The organism is Lunatibacter salilacus (assembly GCF_009797935.1).
Classification (GTDB): domain Bacteria; phylum Bacteroidota; class Bacteroidia; order Cytophagales; family Cyclobacteriaceae; genus Lunatibacter; species Lunatibacter salilacus.
The window spans coordinates 75,577-93,056 of record NZ_VOLC01000001.1; the positions used below are offsets into that span (position 1 = coordinate 75,577).

General features: G+C 42.3%; 11 protein-coding genes. 1 reads left to right on the forward strand and 10 read right to left on the reverse strand.

The features are described from left to right. Positions 1 to 105 precede the first annotated feature (105 nt). The 10 genes from FQ608_RS00345 to FQ608_RS00390 all read right to left on the reverse strand — a co-directional run bounded on the left by FQ608_RS00345 (position 106) and on the right by FQ608_RS00390 (position 16,081). Complete coding sequence (locus tag FQ608_RS00345) at positions 106 to 4,086, reverse strand: hypothetical protein (RefSeq protein WP_158855819.1); 3,981 nt, start codon at positions 4,084 to 4,086, stop codon at positions 106 to 108. Between the two features lie 114 nt (positions 4,087 to 4,200). Continuing rightward, the gene (locus tag FQ608_RS00350) at positions 4,201 to 4,524 is read right to left on the reverse strand and encodes a Rieske (2Fe-2S) protein (protein WP_158855820.1); all 324 of its coding nucleotides are present in this window, start codon (positions 4,522 to 4,524) and stop codon (positions 4,201 to 4,203) included. 176 nt (positions 4,525 to 4,700) lie between these two features. After that, on the reverse strand, positions 4,701 to 6,290 hold the full coding sequence (locus FQ608_RS00355; RefSeq protein WP_158855821.1) for a calcineurin-like phosphoesterase C-terminal domain-containing protein: 1,590 nt from the start codon (positions 6,288 to 6,290) through the stop codon (positions 4,701 to 4,703). 83 nt (positions 6,291 to 6,373) lie between these two features. Continuing rightward, on the reverse strand, positions 6,374 to 7,504 hold the full coding sequence (locus FQ608_RS00360; protein ID WP_158855822.1) for an FG-GAP repeat domain-containing protein: 1,131 nt from the start codon (positions 7,502 to 7,504) through the stop codon (positions 6,374 to 6,376). Between the two features lie 47 nt (positions 7,505 to 7,551). Beyond that, on the reverse strand, positions 7,552 to 8,355 hold the full coding sequence (locus tag FQ608_RS00365; protein WP_158855823.1) for an alpha/beta fold hydrolase: 804 nt from the start codon (positions 8,353 to 8,355) through the stop codon (positions 7,552 to 7,554). A 7-nt stretch (positions 8,356 to 8,362) separates the two neighbouring features. Next, positions 8,363 to 9,187, reverse strand: a complete 825-nt coding sequence (locus FQ608_RS00370) for a sugar phosphate isomerase/epimerase family protein (protein WP_158855824.1) — start codon at positions 9,185 to 9,187, stop codon at positions 8,363 to 8,365. A 65-nt stretch (positions 9,188 to 9,252) separates the two neighbouring features. After that, a complete protein-coding gene (locus FQ608_RS00375; protein WP_158855825.1) occupies positions 9,253 to 10,107 on the reverse strand; it encodes a sugar phosphate isomerase/epimerase family protein in 855 nt (284 codons plus the stop codon). Between the two features lie 57 nt (positions 10,108 to 10,164). Continuing rightward, positions 10,165 to 11,202: a ThuA domain-containing protein gene (locus tag FQ608_RS00380; protein ID WP_234363993.1), complete on the reverse strand. Its 1,038-nt coding sequence runs from the start codon at positions 11,200 to 11,202 to the stop codon at positions 10,165 to 10,167. Positions 11,203 to 11,450: 248 nt separating this feature from the next. Then, the gene (locus FQ608_RS00385) at positions 11,451 to 12,956 is read right to left on the reverse strand and encodes a RagB/SusD family nutrient uptake outer membrane protein (RefSeq protein WP_199856277.1); all 1,506 of its coding nucleotides are present in this window, start codon (positions 12,954 to 12,956) and stop codon (positions 11,451 to 11,453) included. 23 nt (positions 12,957 to 12,979) lie between these two features. After that, the gene (locus FQ608_RS00390) at positions 12,980 to 16,081 is read right to left on the reverse strand and encodes a SusC/RagA family TonB-linked outer membrane protein (RefSeq protein ID WP_158855826.1); all 3,102 of its coding nucleotides are present in this window, start codon (positions 16,079 to 16,081) and stop codon (positions 12,980 to 12,982) included. A 400-nt stretch (positions 16,082 to 16,481) separates the two neighbouring features. Between FQ608_RS00390 and FQ608_RS00395 the strand changes: the two genes are divergently transcribed. Next, the gene (locus tag FQ608_RS00395) at positions 16,482 to 17,462 is read left to right on the forward strand and encodes a glycoside hydrolase family 43 protein (protein WP_158855827.1); all 981 of its coding nucleotides are present in this window, start codon (positions 16,482 to 16,484) and stop codon (positions 17,460 to 17,462) included. The last annotated feature ends 18 nt before the right edge of the window (positions 17,463 to 17,480 follow it).

The window sequence follows — 17,480 nt, forward strand, 5'->3', positions numbered from 1 at the left end:
AAATATGGTCCATTTGACCATTAACAAGATATAATTTTAAAACCATCTCAGCAGCAAGTTTGGTTTGGGTGGTTCGACTTATGATAGCCAATAACCGTACCAAATCTATTCCTCATTTTTCCAGATATTTCTGAATCCTTTGTAGAAAAAACTATAAACCGTCCCCGCCAATCCAATAGCCGCACTGATGTATGCGGAAGTGGTGTCGAGAATATTCGGATCATAAAAACTTAAAATCGCAATGCAGATGAAAACAAAACTAATTGCAGCTGCTTGTATCAGCTTGGTGTTTCCTCTCCTTCTTTCATCCCTTTTAAAAGCATCCAACTCATCAGGACTCGTGTTTAATAGGACATAATTCCGAAAGCTCTTTGAAAAAAGCGTAATATAATCCTGCTGAAAATTTAGAATGAGCACGCCCTTTTGTAATAAAGCGGTCATTGTTTCCCTATTGGTATAGTTGATGAAGCCCTCAGAAGCGAAATAGTAAACCATCTTTTTTTCCCTTAGATTCAACTTCTGCCAAACTGTAATAAAATATGCTTTGTTGAAACGTTGAATAGACAATATTGTCTTCTCATACCTTTCTGCCGCCATTTCACCTTCCCAGTCGTCTGTGCCTATTTCGTCAGTAAGTAGGCAAGCCAAGGCTTCACTATTGTTTCCATACCCGATTTCCTGATTGAGCTGTAAGGTTTTTGTGTCATTGAATAGACGGCTTTTTATCATGCTATTTAGCCGGTTCACTTCCTCAGCCGGAAGTCCCTCAGAGGACTCTCCTATGAAAGGAATGGAGGCCTCTTTATTATTGAAATTCAGCGGTACGATGTAAAACAAAAAGGGTTGCATCAATTCAGCTAGCAGAAGCCGATGTTTTGAAGATTTAATACTTTCCAACATATCCTGTAGTGAAATACCCGAGGTAAAAAAAATGGATCGGCCCGAAAAAAAATACGTTTCTCTGAATTGATACATAAGGGTTAATAAATCTTCCGTTTCCATCAAGTTATGAATATTCTCAATCACGATAGCGTCAATCCCTTCTTGTAAATGCGGAAGCTCCGGGGTACCCGCCGAACAATTAATAACCATTCGATTTTTGTCTGAAAATCTAAAATGAAAGTCTATCCATTCCTTTGCCTTTTGATTGTCGATGCTGATAATGAAATTGTATTTTCTAATCAAACAAGCAGAAGGTAACTTTTTGATATAAAATGAAAATAAATAATCAGTCAGGTATATCCGTTTGGTTAACCTTAGGAGAAGGTTAAAAAAGAGGAGCAACAAAAGTAGGACACCAATAAAAAACAAAGGCTTATCCCCAAATTTTCCGATTACCACATCCAGAATTGATTTTGGTGCTTTATCATTCTGTTCCGTTAGCCAGTTCTTATCAAGACTGAAAGATGCGATCAACTTCTCTACGTTAGGTGAAATAAATTTATAGACCCGCTCTTCGGCATTATTGGCAATTCTACTAAAATTAAGCCTTCTTAATTTCTCGTGATTAAGAATCAAATCGAGAAAAAAACCATCGCCATTTATTTGCACTTGTTTCTCCTGATATCCAGAACTATCATCATCCCATAAGTATATTTCCTGAAAAAACACCTGGCGGTGAATAACATATCCGGGAATAAGCCCAATTATACATAGCCAAAGCAGAAAATTCAGGGAAAAAATCCTTTTTTCCACCCGAATTTGAGTTATGAAATTCCAGAATTTCGTAAGTCTAAAATGGATGGACTTAAGGGGCGACATGTTCTCGCCTTTCCTTGAAAAATCTGAGTTTAACTGCGGAAGCTGATTTTTGAGCATGACATAAAAACACACTCCCAGTATGGCTAACAAAGCCAGAACTATGGATAGATTAACGAAAAAGTATACTAAATCTAAACTCACGAAAGAAAGATACAACAGTCCGGACACCACAAGCAGCCACATAAAAAGCGCGGGAGCCATAAAATTAAATTCCCTACTTCCATATTTCCCTACTCCCTGCGGGTGAATTAAGATAAAATTAATAAGGCCGCCCTGAGATGAGAAAACAATGGCCCAAAGAAATACGGTGAAAATATTCAACGGGATATACCAATAAACGATCAAATAGAGTCCAATCAGAAAAGCCAACAGATAATTGGCCAGTAAAAACTGTCCTCGTTTGGCTAATGAAGGGCTATACCATGAAAAGGAGAATTTTTTGACACTTAAATAAGTATTTAGCGGATTGGCCAGCGTGATTAAAACGCCCAAAATGGCCAATACTAGCGTGTAAGGAATTAAAACGGCTAATGCTTCAAATGTAGTCAATACATATAGCGTGTCCTGAAGGTGCTCGTCTACCAAGAAGATTAACCAGATAGATGTGGAAAAATTATCCAAAGGCATTCTCTTTAATGTTGCGAGGTATTCAAACCCATTGACATAAATGGGTATTTTCCATACGTGGTCTAGACTTGAACTATCATTGTTTTCAACAAGCTTCTGTAATTCCGCCCATTTATTTTCCCCAATTACATTCTGCAGATTGGTTACAGGGGTATTTACTTTCGCACTTTTCAACAATACCTGACCATTTGGTTTAAAGACAAGGAACCTATGTTGGCTACCCAAGGTGCTATTCCCGCCTGACATCTTAAATGTAATCGCCCTACCTTCATTTTCCGTCATTCTTTGGCTAATCACTCCTTCGAGTTCCCCGTTAGATTTGGAATAATGGGCACTAATAAATGAGTTTTTAAGACTGTCTTTTATCTCTTTCACATAATCTCTTGAGGCGATGGAAATAAAGGGATTGGTTTTAAAATCAATCTTTTTTAATTTTTTTTCCGAAGTTGGAAAAGCGAGACTGGATATTTTCCCATCATAGGAAAAATGAATGAATTCATTAATCTCCGAAGGAAATGGTGAAAGGACAGAATCTAAAGGACCTAGGTCTATTTCCTTGTGAAATTGACTTAATTTATCATCATAACTATTTATAGAGATAGAAAACGTATCTTCTATCTCCTGAATAATATTGTCATAGCTCAGGGTCGCCCTTTGATTCTGAACAAAGGCAAGCGCAAACCCAACCACTAGGGTCAGCACTATCAAAGAAAGCCCCACACCGAACATCCTACCCTTGGTCAGCACATCGCCCTCACTCATCGTGAATATACTGATGAGGGGAATGCTGATAAAAATTAGTACCAGCCCTAGGAGAAAGACATTTAACACGGAGAAGTCAATCCGATAAGCCACCTGCCGAAACTCGCTGCTATCTTTTACACCAAGTAGGAAAAAAGAATTATCCCCGAGCATAAATGGTGAAACAAACCCTTCGTATGGAACTGTATTTATTAGCAACTTGACCTTGCCTTGCCCCTTATTGGTCAATGACAATCCTTCTCCGGGAGGCTCTGTAGCTTCCTCTTCCGGAGTTAATAGCTGAATTCCCCTGCTCTCTCCCGGCCATAAAACCTCCCCTGAATCATTGAGCACATACAGTTCATCGAAAAAATAAGTCTGGAAATTATACTTCATTAACTCATCTATTGGGATAATATGGTCAATCTGAAATATCCCTGACTTGGAATCCCCAGCTCTCTCTTCCACAATTTCTCCGGCAATCGCCTCTTGAAATTGATTTACCAGCCTATTGTAATCCAACTGTTGAACATTGATTAAGCGCTGGGAAAAATCGAAAAATTGATTCAGGATGGTAAAGTAACCGAGGGTATCTTTTTGGATTACATCTATGGTTGGCTGAAGCATTTGAGCCTGCATCTTTTCGCTGGCGGGAATGGCTCTAATTTGGGAGATGTTAAACTTTTTATCCCTATCAATGATGGCGACCATTTGAGCTGCTGGACTGTCGGGGTCAGGATCTATTATTCGGAAAAAATTCCTGGCTAAAAATTCCTCCAATTGCACGTTGTAATTGTAGTAATTTTCAAGAAAGCTCTGTTTGGCTAAATGTATTGCTTTTACGGACTGAAATTCAAGTTGCTCCCGGTTGGTTTTGGATTGCTGATAAAGGTAAACCGCCACCAATGAAACCAATCCAAATATAAATATCCAGACCCGAAAATCTTTGAATTTCATCTTTAAAAACTTTTATCTTGTAGGGAATATCAGAAATATAAGACTATTTTTTCCTATATAAAAGTATTTATACAAAATTAAAGTCTGCAAAATGGATTCTTTATGAATGCATTGTCAGGCATTGATCACCAAGCCGGATGACGTAATTTCTGTAGGATAACAACGCAAATCCCTACAATCTCCAGACTTTATGGCTCCAGTCTTTACGTCAAACCGATAATGGTGAAGGGGGCACACAACTTCCCCAAAGCCTGTAACGGCGCCTTCTGACAGACTGGCCAGTCGGTGTGGACATAGGGCCTCAAACGCAAAAAATTCGTCTCCTATCCGGACCACGCATATCTTTATTTCTCCCAACTGAACCTGGCGAATCTTCTTTTCAGGGAAAAGCTCCCTTGCACCTGCTTCTGAACTTCCCAGTACAAATTTCTTCGACATTTTTTTTCAATTTAGGTACTCGTAAGGTAATAAAAAAACCCGTCAGAGATTGTCCGACGGGATAGTTCTTTGCATTTTAAAACAGGATCAGCGTAATTTTCTATGTCGTCTTTTGTAGGGGATTAGATCTGAATGAGATATCCCACTACTTTTAGCTAGTACATCGTTATCGCCAACTACCTTGCGGTGGTTAACGTCGCAGGAGGAGCAGCCTTAATGGTACTTGATTGTATAAAGGTTCTTCCAAACATATCGGTAGCCCTAACCTCTACGGTATGTGAGCCTTCTTGTAGATTTGCCGGGATGGCTCCTCTCCAAAGGTGCGTACTGTTGACCGGATTGGAAGGGCGTCGTCCGGGCATCAGTTTATCCGTGGTATCCCACTCCATAACCTGACGTACAAATTCCGGGTCGGCGGCATCTATCCAGGTCATGGATTTCCATTCTCCGCTGTTTATGCGATAGTCAACCTTGTCATCTTTAGTCCCCATGTAAAAATTGACAAAAATGCCAGCTTGGGTTCCTCTGTTGTTGGCTACTATTTTAGGGTGAAAAACGTGCATTTGGTAATCTTTGGGCTTACCCAATACCTGATAATCCAAAGTATACTTATTTCCATCGACAACAAGCCGGGTATAGCCCTTTGGAGTACCATCCCGCATGGTGGATATCGGCAATCCATTATCATCCAACTGACCAGAATACCAATCACCATTCGTAGTGCCAGCATTATATTCATGAAATGGTTTAGTCCCTTGCCAACCATCTACAGAGGTATAAAAATTTTGTCGCTGCAAATGCGTGTGCGCCGAGAAGGCTACTACGTTGGGATACTCCCTAAGCAAGTCAAATAGCCGTTGCCGGTCGCTGTTTCTAAACGAATTTTCATCTTGATGCATTAATGGAATATGAAGGGCTACGACGACCAGTCTGTCTTTTCCCACATGCTTCAAGTCATTTTCCACAAAGTCCAACTGATCTTTTCTAAAACCTCCCCAATACCCCTGTCCATCTCTTGGATCGGGGAAAAGTATATCATCCAATACGATAACATGGGCCTGGCCAACATTAAACGCATAATTGGCAGGTCCAAAAGTGGCTTCAAAACTTTCATCACTCAGATTATCGGAAGTAGCATCAAGGTTCATATCGTGGTTCCCCAGCAGATTGTACCAAGACAAATTCATCGCTTTCATGACCTTGGCATAAGGAAGGTGAAGATCCAATGCATCCCCTACCAAATCCCCTAAAGTAATGCCGAAAGCCATGTTGGTTTCATTCTTTGCTTCCTCCACGACTGACCTTCTAAAATACTCCAGCTCGTCCGCTGAATATGGCTGAGAGTCTCCAAAAACCAATGCGGTAAAAGAATCTTTTTCTTCCTTGGGATATAGCGCAAAATCCACCGACTTCGGCAATTCACCGGTAGGAGCTACTCCAGGATATTTAAATTCCGGTGATCCCTTAGGCTTGTGCAGGTAATAGTATTGAGGCAAATTGTTCTCGTCAAGGGGCACCGAATATCCGCTCGGCTTAATCACAAAAAGAGGCGTGTCATCTGTTATAGACAGGGTATATTTTCCCTGATTATTCGTCAATACCACATCCAATCCGTTGCTGACGGCAACACCTGGAATTCCCTTTTCCCTCCTTTCTTTTTTTCCGTTGTTGTTGGCATCATGGTAAACATAGCCAGTAGCTTGTTGTTGTGCCTCTATGGGAAGATAAACCCATAGGAGGCACATGATCAAAAGAATTCGTTTCATAAGAATTGAGTGTTGGATTTTGACGCAAATTAGTCTGACTAGCCCGGATGTAGATAACCCTACTGTTAAGTAATGTTTAAGATTTAATTACCCTCATTAAAGAAAACAGCCAATCCGTCCTTTCCTGCAACTACAATATCGAGAAATCCGGAATTGTTTAAGTCTTCAATAGCAAAATAAATGCCGGCTCCCTTTCCTTCTCCAAAAGGCCCATAGCTGATTACGTTTTTTGTAAACGACTCTCCGTTCCACTTAAAATAATACATGCCCAAATTGTCATGACCTCCCGGATCATTGCCATTGTGCGCACGGTATCTCTTTCCCGTAACCAATTCCATTTCGCCGTCATTGTCAATATCTACCCATTCAAGGCAATGATACTGTGACTGAAAGGGGTCTATGGGATGCTTTTCAAAAGTTATATTATCTCCATCCTTCTTTTGTTCATACCAATCCAAGCCATAATCATGTGCCTGCCCTACAATGAAGTCATTCAATCCGTCGCCATTAACATCCTGTACGAGGACAGGTATACTGGCGCCCCCCAAATCGAAGTCCTCATGAAGCTTCCAAGTGCCATTTTTCATATCTTCGGGTGCTTCCAGCCAACCATTGGATAGTATAAAGTCTCCCCGACCATCTCCATTGACATCCCCGAAACCCAAACCATGTCCATGTGTTGGTGCTACCTCAACACGTTCAAATTTCCCAGTAGCTTTTCCGGTATTGTCGCGGAGAAGCTTATAATAGGCCAGCGGTTTGTTTGGTGTGTTTGGTACGATTTCATCATAACCGTCACCATCCACATCCCAGGCACGAGTCGTTTCCACATTTCCCGTTTTGGCTATTTCATGGGTAGTCCATGCCTGGTTGTTACCGGGATTTTCCATCCACACCAGCGTTGCGCCAAACCAGCCACCCGTGACATAATCCATTTTGCCATCTCCATTAACGTCCATTGGAATTGTGGAAAAATCATCAAAATATTCACCTACCCTATCAAATACGGCGATAAAATGTTTCTTTTTAAAATCAGGTCCCTGATACCAGTAGCTTCCAGATACAATGTCCAGATGCCCGTCATTGTTGACGTCAAATACGCCTGCTGACTCGGCACTTTCCATAGCGATGAATTGCTTTCTAAATGTAACCGGCTTTGGGTTTGCAAATTCTACAAACATTAGCAAGAGAGAACCTATTATTCCTATATACATACTTCAAAGTTTAATATTAAGAGACCTGTACTTTTGCGTTTTTTTTGTTAATTATTTATTAGCCAGTCCCTAACCCGGTTATTAAAATCATCCAGGTTTTCCCAATGAAAGGCGTGACCGCTATCTGGATAAATATGAATTGTAGAACCGGGAATTGCTGCTGCGACCTCCTCAGTCATCCATTGAGGGGTAAATTCATCCGCTGTCCCACCCACTACGAAAGTCGGAACGCTGACCCTCTCCAATTGATCCAACACCGAATGGTCGATACAAGCAGCGGCCTGCCCTTCCAAGCCAATCAGAGGTTGGGGATTGGTATCATATGCAGCATTTTTTCGGTCCTCAAGCAATCCGGCAAATGCTTCTGGATCATCCCAAGTAGCCTTAGAAAAAATCAACTGCTGTACAAATCTACTGAACTCCTCCGGCCTAAAACGTGCCTTGCAGTCAACCATCAATTCAAATATTGCCTTTGTTTTGTTGTCACAGCGTGCCCAAGGACACATTAGCACCATTGATTTAACCTTTTGGGGGTGGCGAATGGCTAGTTGTTGGGCAATGGTACTTCCCATGGATACCCCAACAACCTTGACGGAAGGAATTCCCAACTCATCCAATAAGGCCGCACAATCGTCCGCCATCATACCCGTGGAATAGGGCCCCATAGGCTTGTCTGATTGTCCAACTCCGCGGTTGTCAAGCATAATGCATTGGAAATCCTTCTCCCAGGCAGCTACGTGTTTTTCCCAAACCGATCCCGGTGCTGTAATCCCCATGATCAATAAGAGGGGCTCTCCCTTTCCGCGGGTTTCGTAAAAAATATTAATTCCGTTTGCGCTTATTTTCGGCATGTTCTAGTCATTTAAGCTGATGAATCAATTCTTCCTGTACCCATTTTCCGTCATGGAGAGTCACAAAATCGGGATCGTCAAGCGCTTCCTTCCCTTCATCCTCACATATGATCCAGCCGGGAAAATTAATATCCTTTAGCCACTGAGTAATACCTACCAAATCCACTTTCCCCTTACCCATTAAAGTAAACTCAGGATTACCATCCCAATCTTTGTAATGAACATGATTAATCAGCGATTGATATTCTTTCATTTTCGCCAGTGGATCCATACCTGCATTGATGATATGCCCCACGTCGGGACACCAGCCGGTTACGGAAGCGTCAAGGCTTTCCAAGATTACTTTGTAGTCTTCTTCCGTTCGGGTAATGGAAGAATGGGGCGAGTTGGGGTGAAAGCTACTGACAACCCCCCGGTCCGCCGCTCTTTTCGATACTTCGTTGACAATGTTCACTAGGCTTTTTCTACGGCTTTCCAGATCATGTCTGCCTGTGGGAATTTGTACCGTACACAGGACGGAATTTGGAAATTGCTCAAGCATGGTAATGGCATCATTGGCAATCCGTTTTTCCTCATCCGTTTCCGATGATCCGTTCCAATCCAATGCAAGTGCCACAGCCGCCAGCTCAATATTACGCTGCCTTAGCTTGTCTGCCAACAATTTTGGATCGGAAAGTGGACCCATCCATGTAAAAATGGGTTGAATCCCGGTAAAACCGGCCTCGGCTATAATATCAATCATATGAGCCAGCTGACCTTTGTGGGTTTCGCCGTTGCCACTCATAAACCAGGTATATACTTCAGCTCCAAAGCGGAATGGTAGGTTGGACATGTTTTGAATTGGTTATAAGATTTTATGATTTGGTTAAAATTGAGTTTTTCCTAAAAAGCGGGTGTTTACAAACCGTGTTTTTCACCCATGGCTTTGATGAATTTTAGGCCGTTTTCCGCCATCTCCCATGGTTGGGAAAACTCCCTCCATACGCCAATTGAATTGGCAAAGTCGGGATCGTTTCGGGTGAATCCTTCTATTGTCAGCCATCCATTATATCCGATTTCAGCCAGTGCGGAGAAGGTATCGTCAAAGGGTACGTGTCCTGATCCGGGAGTCCCCCGATCATTTTCACTAATATGAACATGCCCTAAGAGCGGCGCTATTTTCCGAATTGCATCACCCAGTTTTTTTTCTTCGATGTTGGCGTGATGGGTGTCAAACATGGCTCTGACGTTCGAGTGATTGACTTTTTTCAGCAAATGCGTCAATTGGTCCATCGTATTACACAGGTAGCATTCAAATCGGTTTAATGCCTCCGGGGCAAGGATTATACCTGCCTGCTTGGCATAATCGCCGGCAGCATGTAATACTTCGGCACTCCGTTCATATTCATCCTCTTCCGGAGCGCGTTTTGCAAAAACCGTAAATGCGGAATGAAAGGGCCCGCAGATCAATTTGGCTCCCAAATCATGTGATCGGTCAATGGTCCACTTGATTTTATCCAGCGCCTTTGCCCTGATTTTGGCATCTGGGTCTATCGGATTTTCATCTGCTCCCAATACGAAAACTGTCGTTGTTTCCAAGCCTAGGCTGCGGGTATGTTCTCCGATCCGCTTATAGGCGGCTTCGTCAGGTGCCCCAACTAAAAACTCCACACCGTCATATCCGATTGTCTTCAGTCGGTCGATGATCGGTTTCAAATCATCCGACACCGCCGCAGACCAAGCCAATACGTTGAATCCTATTTTATTCTTCATTCTTTACTCAATTTTTTGGGTAGTTAATTATTTATTCGTTTTAAAGAATCAACGGCATTATTTGAAATCTGACACCTTCATCCCGCGCCGCCAGTTATCAAAACCAAACATGGTGGGCTTGTATTCTCCCACATAATCCACTTTTGTATTTTCGGTGATTTTATCAGACATATTCAGGCACCAGTAGGCAGCGTTTACGACCAGCTTTCTCAGATCCTCACTTTCGAGGTCAACGGATGCGCCCATAGTACTTGTAAATACTTTACCTGAATTTCCACTTTCGGCGGTGTACGATTGCACCCAAGCGATAGGCATAAGTGCCTTTTCCCAATTAACTGGGGTATCCGGTGTCATTCCATGAGTCACTGCTCCATGAATCAACACTTCGGCATTATCTCCCAAATTACGGACAGTGTATACATCGGAAGCTACCCAGATATCTTTGATTCCCCTTAGTATGGGGTGCTTATGCTCGGAGGCCAACCCATCGAGCATCGCCCTAGTCCCTTCAACAGCGTGGTGTCCGTGGTGTGCAACCCAAGTTTCTCCTAGAATTTTCCGCCCAAAACCTTGTTTCCAGTTAGCATCATCACTCATCCAGTGGTATTTTTTATACTTGCTTTCGTTGTCTTTACCATAATTGAATGCATGGGTAGATGTCCTGAGCCCAATAATTGGTTTTCCTGCCTGGATGTAGTCGTCAATATACTTCATCTGCTCATCAGGAAGTTCCCTGAACCGCATCAGCATAATTACCAGGTCGGCCTCAGCCACATGCTCCAAGCCGGGAATGTTGGATTTGAAAGTTGGATTGATTTCATTTTTTTCTGGATCAATCGAAAAAAGCACCGTACAGTCGAATCCATGGTGCTGAGCAAGGATTTTACCCAGCATGGGCAGTCCTTCCTCCGAACGGTATTCATCATCTCCGCTGATCAACACGATCTTTTTACCTTTTCCGGGTCCACTGTTGCCTTTAAATTCAAGCCATTTTTCTCCGTGTTGCCCCATACAAAAGCTCAGGCTGAACAACATCAATAAACCGGTATTTCTCCAGTTTTTAAAGGCAAAAAAGCCATTCATTAGGTTTTTCATTATTGAAGGGATTATCGTTTTATCTTATTTAAATAAAGGTAAGGATTTGGTTTAGGATTTTTTCCGTAACCCAATACCTTCTTACCTAAAAAGGGATATACTGAGCGTTTGAAAACTCAATATATCCCATAATTATTAAAATCCATAATCAACGGCAGGGTCAGTTAATCTTTAGACCTCTATCCTCGCAAGGAAAAAATGCCCGGAGACGGCTACAACGGTACATTTTCCTGATTAAAATTCGGGTACTAATAACCTGTGTTTTGAGTTAATTTAGTGTTGTTTCTTATTTCGGCAGTTGGAATAGGGAACAACAACTCTCTGGCGGTAACGGTAGGTCCATAGGAAAACTGATGCCCAACGTAGGGCTCAAATTCGTTAGTTTCCAAATTCAACGCCTGCCTCAACCTAACCATATCAAACCAGGTCTTATTTTCATAGCAGAGCTCATGCCATCTTTCTTTGAGCACGGCATCGCGGAACTCATCCTTAGATAAACCTGACAAATCCGGCAATTCAGCTCTCCTTCTTATAAGATTTACAGCTTGATATGCTTCCGCAGTGGGTCCGGAAGCTTCGTTAATCGCCTCGGCATAGGTTAACAAGACTTCCGCATAACGATAAACGGGGAAGTTCATCCCGCTGCTAGTCGTACTTAGTTGTGCTTCCTCATCAAAAAACTTCCATAAATAATAATCTCCCAATGGCATGCTCTCATTTCTATTCGTTCTCGTAGTGTACTCTGTATAGAAAAACTGCTTTTCCTGAACCCGCTTGTCTCCTTCTTCAAAGGTCGCAATGAAATCCCTATTGGCAAAGATTCCACCCGTCTCAGCGTTGTATGCACTTATACCCCTATTGTATGGTAAAATAGCTTGTTGTACAGTATTAGGCAAAATGAATGCAGCATATTGAATCATAAAGATGTGTTCAACTTGATTTTTCAATTCTACTGTATTCAATCCACTATAGCTTTCGAATAAAGAAAACTGACCGGACTGAATTACTTCATTGGCTTTATTGGCGGCCAATTGATAATATTCGGAACCTTTTTGCAAGGGATAGCCAGCCATGGTCATGTAAACACTCGACAACATACTCTTCACCGCACCCATTGAAACCCTTCCGGTAACCTCTTTGAACGGCAATCCTAGTGTCTCAGCAATAGTAAGATCTTCTACAATCTGATTGTAGACAGCATCAACTGTGGACGGCTCCGGATACATTTCAGGCGAAGTAAGGTCGATAACACTGGTAATCAATGGAATTTGACCAAATATCCTGACAAGGTGATAATAATAGTAGGCCCTCAAAAATCGAGCTTCACCAAGTAGCCTGTTTTTGGCAGCCTGATCCATTTCTATTTCAGGAATCTTTTCGATGGCCAAGTTGGCATTTGCGATTCCCCGATAATAGGTTGTCCAATACGTCTGGCCGTATCCATTATCAGAGTTGTTAATAAGCGAACGAACAAATAAACTGTTTTGCGCTTGGCCCAGTTCGGTATCTGCCAACCCAGTGGAAAATTCGATCATCATCCAAGGACCACCACCAAAACCACTCGACATAATTGGAGATAAACCTGCATAGATTGTATTGACGACGCTAGTAGCATGCTCGGGGCGCGTGAAATAATTTTCAAGCGTGAAGTTAGACTTATCCGTTTCTTCCAGAAAGTCCGAGCAGGACCAACCTGTGACCATTAAAAGGCCAATGATCATTATCTTAGATATATTTTTTATGTATTTTTTCATGTTTTCCAATTTTTCCTTTGTCCTTACAGCCCAATATTAAGTCCTAGCATGAAAACTCTTGGTTTTGGATAGGCATACAAATCCACCCCTTGGTCAAAGGGTGCTCCAGAGGTAGATACTTCAGGATCATATCCCTGAAATTTAGTGGTTAAGAAGAAATTTTGCACCGACACAAATGCCCTCAGTCTACTTAAATGTAGCCGCTGAATAAGCGTTGGTTCAAAATTATAGGCCAATAGTAAGTTTCTTCCTCTTAGAAAAGATCCATCTTGGAGCCTGTCTGTATCATTAAAGGTATTATATCCGGCTGACATTGGCCTCAACTCTGCTATGTTTGTGTTTTGATTTTGGGGAGTCCAAGCATTCAATACGGTAGCAAAGCTATTGGCTATACCCTGACGGTCCTCGGCCGAGTGCTTGCTCCTCCACAACACTCCATTCCCATACATAAATTGCAAGTCTACAGTCAGTTCGAAATTTTTATACCCAAATGTATTCATCAGGGTTCCAAAACCCTTAGGTATCCCTTGCCCCATAACCACACGGTCCCTATCGTTGATCACACCATCTCCGTTGGTGTCTTCATACCTGATGTCGCCTGGGCGTTTGCCGAAACTAGCTGCCTCATCTGCCTCATCCAGATTCCAAGTACCTAAATGATTAAATCCAAAAAATGCTCCTACTGGCTCACCTTCTCTAATTATCGTAGATCCAGTGAAGATATCGGCACCTCCTGTAAGCTCCAACACGGTATTTCGGTTCAAAGATATGTTGAAGTGCGTATCCCACTTGAAATCTTGGTTCGCTACATTCACCGAGTTCAGGGCAATTTCGATTCCCTTGTTCTCCATACTTCCGATGTTTTGAGTAACCGTGGTGTATCCACTGCTGGAAGGTACCGGGGCATTTAGCAACATGTCTTTGGTTAGTTTCCTGTAAAGATCCAATTCAAAGGTCAGTCGGTTGTTAAATAAGCCTAATTCTAATCCTATGTCCGTTTGGAAAGTTCTTTCCCACCTCAGGTCAGGATTGGAAAGCCTGTTGACTCCAAGACCGATTGCACGCTGATCGCCAAATATGACGGTGTAGTTGCCCATGCCTGCCAATGCTTGGTAGGCGGAAATTTCTGAGTTGCCCGTAATACCGTAGCTGGAACGTAACTTTAGGTTTGACACGGTATTGCTTGCTTTTAGAAAGTCCTCTTCAGAAATTCTCCAAGCAAATGCAGCAGACGGAAACACTGCATACCTGTTTGCTTCACCAAATTTCGACGAACCGTCTATCCTACCGGTGAAAGTAGCCAGATATTTTTCCTTCATGTTATAGTTAAACCGACCAAAATAAGAGTTCAAGCCATATGCGGATGTTCCCGACTGAGTTTGGAATACATTGGCTCCCGCACCCAGGTTGTTGAACAAAAAGTAATCATCCTGAAAATTTTGCGACCTTGCCATAGAATTAAATCTATTCACATGTTGCCAGGAGATACCCAACAGTGCGTTAAACGAATGATCCTCGTTGATCTCTTTATTATAAGTCAGGTAGTTTTCGAATTGCCAAGAATTATGTCTATCATTGGTAACGGACGCATCACCCTGTTGGTTTCTGGCAATAAAGTTCAATGCTCTGCCTCCATAATAATCAGTCCGCTGATTGATTATATTTGTTGCAAGAATAGATCGAAACTCCAAGCCTTTCGCCAGGTAAAAGTTGGCGAATACGTTGCCCAAAAGCGTCTGGGTATTTAATTCATATATCCGCTCCCTTACGACCTGTAACGGGCTATTACCACCTTCCATACCGGGATAATGCTCATTTCCCCCCCAAGATCCGTCTGGATATCTGACGGGTATAATCGGCAATGCCTCCAATACTTGCCTCATGGCAATAATACCTCCGGCACCCAATGGGTCAACTTGACTTTCCTTTTGGTCATTATAACTCAACGAACCTCCTACTTTCAACCAGTCCTTGATCTGACTGTCAAATACAAATCGGGCTGCATACCGCTTCAACCAGGATCCCTGCATCAATCCTTCTTCATTTCTGTGATTCAGATATACCCCGTAACTATCCTTCTCATTTCCTCCCGTAAAAGCCAACTGGTGGTTTTGGGTGATTGCCTGTCTAAAGGATTCATCCTGCCAATCAGTATCATACAGTGGTTGTCCGTTTGAATCAAATAGGCGGGGATCGGTTCTTTTTAGACGGGGGTCTCTATATATCCCGTTAGCCCACCCATTTGGATCATATTTTTGCGCATTTTGATAAGCAATATCTTCTACCCTAAGGAATTCCTCGGAATTTAAAAGAGGGATCTTCCTCGGCAATACACCCACGCTGAAATCAACGTCATAAGTGATCATTCCACCCGTTTTGCTACCTCTTTTGGTCGTGACCAAGATTACCCCGTTCGCACCCCTTGCTCCGTATATGGCAGTTGCGGAGGCGTCCTTTAACACTTCTACAGAAGCAATATCATTGGGATTGATATAATCTATAGGGGTACTGCCATTGGCCAAACCGGTAGAATGCATGATTACACCGTCGATTACATAGAGGGGATCATTCGCTATACTTACCGAAGTATTTCCCCGGATTCGAATATTGGCCCTACCGCCTGGTCTACCGGAATTGATCGACACGTTTACACCCTGTATCCTTCCTGACAGGGCCTGATTCAGTGATGCGGATGGACGCTCCTGCAGTGCTTCCCCGCTTACTGAACCCACGGATCCGGTCAAGTCAGACTTCCGCTGTGTTCCATACCCTACTACTACCACTTCGCTAAGGTCAGAAAAAGAGGAATTCAATGTTATATCCAAATTAGTAATGCCACCGGAGATAGTTACCTCTTTAGTTTCATACCCTATAAAACTCGCAACGATTACTTCCCCGTCTGCTGCTTGAATAGAAAACTCCCCGTCAATATCGGTAACCGTACCTCGTTGGGTTCCTTTGACCAATACCGACACGCCCGGAATCAATTCCTGGTCTGCCTGTGATTTGATCACACCTCTGATCGTTCGCATATCTTGGGCATATGTGGATACCCCCAAAAATAGGCTGAACATTGATAAAAGCAAGAGTTTGCTTTTATACTTTTTAAATAAATTTTGCATCATAACAATTGGGTTTATTTGGTTAATACTAATTTTTTAATTTTATTTTGTTCTTAATACTAAAATAAAATAATTAATACATTAAAGCAACCAAATTTTTTGACTACAGCCATCCTGCACTATCCTGCTCATTACTATTTCAGTATGTATTTCCCAATAAATCAGGCTCTTGAGAGTTATAAAAACTGTAAAAGGATACCGGTCAAAAAAAGAAAATCAATAAATATTTGTCAAAACTACCTTTTATCAAATAAACCCATCCTTTACGGTTTTCCGCAGCCAATCTTACTTTGCTAGGTAACAAAAGCCTGTTTTAATCTCATTCTGCCAAAGAATTCACCCCGGAATTAATGAAGTTTTGTAATTTGCAGACCGAATTCAACAGAATAAAAACAAAATCACCATGATCCCACCGTCAATTTTCAAATTTCCCGTTATTCTATTGCTTGCTGTATTAGCCGTAAGCTGTGGCAGTCTCCAAAAGGAAAAATCCGACCAATCTGATCAAGAGGTGTTTATGTTTTCCTATTTTATAGGTAACGGGGAAGACGGTCTCCATCTGGCCTATTCTATCGATGGATATACTTGGGAAGCTTTGGCAGATGGAAAATCTTTTCTCATGCCCACCGCAGGCGATGATAAGTTAATGCGGGACCCTTGTATCATCCGGGGCAAGGACGGAAAGTTTCATATGGTTTGGACCGTCAGCTGGAATGAAAAGGGACTGGGATACGCATCGTCGGAGGACTTGGTAAACTGGTCTTCGCAGCAGTTTATCCCTGTGATGGAGCACGAGGAAAATGCCAGAAACACTTGGGCACCGGAGGTTTTTTATGATGAAACAGAGGATTTGTATATGATTTATTGGGCGACCACCATAAGTGGATTGTATCCGGGAACCCAATCTGAGGAGGAAAGTGGGTACAACCACCGTCAATACTATGTGACTACAAAGGATTTCAAAACATACTCCGAAACAAAACTTTTATACGAACCTGGATTCAATGTCATCGACGGTACTCTGGTCAAAGAAGATGGTACCTATGTGCTGTTTGTAAAAGATGAAACACGGGAACCTGCCCAGAAAAATATCCGAATAGCCAGAAGCAATCGGGTTACGGGACCTTATGGACCAGCAGGTCCTCCCATCACAGGCGACTACTGGGCAGAGGGGCCGACTGTAGCCAAAGTAGGCAATCGTTGGATCGTGTATTTTGATAAATACATCAACCATGAAATGGGAGCTGTGGCTTCTGAGGATCTGGAAAACTGGGAAGATATATCGGACGAAATCAGCTTTCCGGAAGGCACCCGGCATGGAACAGCCTTTAAAATAAAGAAAAGCGAACTCAATTTTATCCTTGAGAATGCACCTGCTAATTGATTATATAGAACTCAAGGC

Excerpts from the sequence above, each read along its gene's own strand:
- FQ608_RS00345 (WP_158855819.1), bottom strand. The coding sequence starts at position 4,086 with ATGAAATTCAAAGATTTTCGGGTCTGGATATTTATATTTGGATTGGTT.
- FQ608_RS00350 (WP_158855820.1), bottom strand. The coding sequence starts at position 4,524 with ATGTCGAAGAAATTTGTACTGGGAAGTTCAGAAGCAGGTGCAAGGGAG.
- FQ608_RS00355 (WP_158855821.1), bottom strand. The coding sequence starts at position 6,290 with ATGAAACGAATTCTTTTGATCATGTGCCTCCTATGGGTTTATCTTCCC.
- FQ608_RS00360 (WP_158855822.1), bottom strand. The coding sequence starts at position 7,504 with ATGTATATAGGAATAATAGGTTCTCTCTTGCTAATGTTTGTAGAATTT.
- FQ608_RS00365 (WP_158855823.1), bottom strand. The coding sequence starts at position 8,355 with ATGCCGAAAATAAGCGCAAACGGAATTAATATTTTTTACGAAACCCGC.
- FQ608_RS00370 (WP_158855824.1), bottom strand. The coding sequence starts at position 9,187 with ATGTCCAACCTACCATTCCGCTTTGGAGCTGAAGTATATACCTGGTTT.
- FQ608_RS00375 (WP_158855825.1), bottom strand. The coding sequence starts at position 10,107 with ATGAAGAATAAAATAGGATTCAACGTATTGGCTTGGTCTGCGGCGGTG.
- FQ608_RS00380 (WP_234363993.1), bottom strand. The coding sequence starts at position 11,202 with ATGAAAAACCTAATGAATGGCTTTTTTGCCTTTAAAAACTGGAGAAAT.
- FQ608_RS00385 (WP_199856277.1), bottom strand. The coding sequence starts at position 12,956 with ATGAAAAAATACATAAAAAATATATCTAAGATAATGATCATTGGCCTT.
- FQ608_RS00390 (WP_158855826.1), bottom strand. The coding sequence starts at position 16,081 with ATGATGCAAAATTTATTTAAAAAGTATAAAAGCAAACTCTTGCTTTTA.
- FQ608_RS00395 (WP_158855827.1), top strand. The coding sequence starts at position 16,482 with ATGATCCCACCGTCAATTTTCAAATTTCCCGTTATTCTATTGCTTGCT.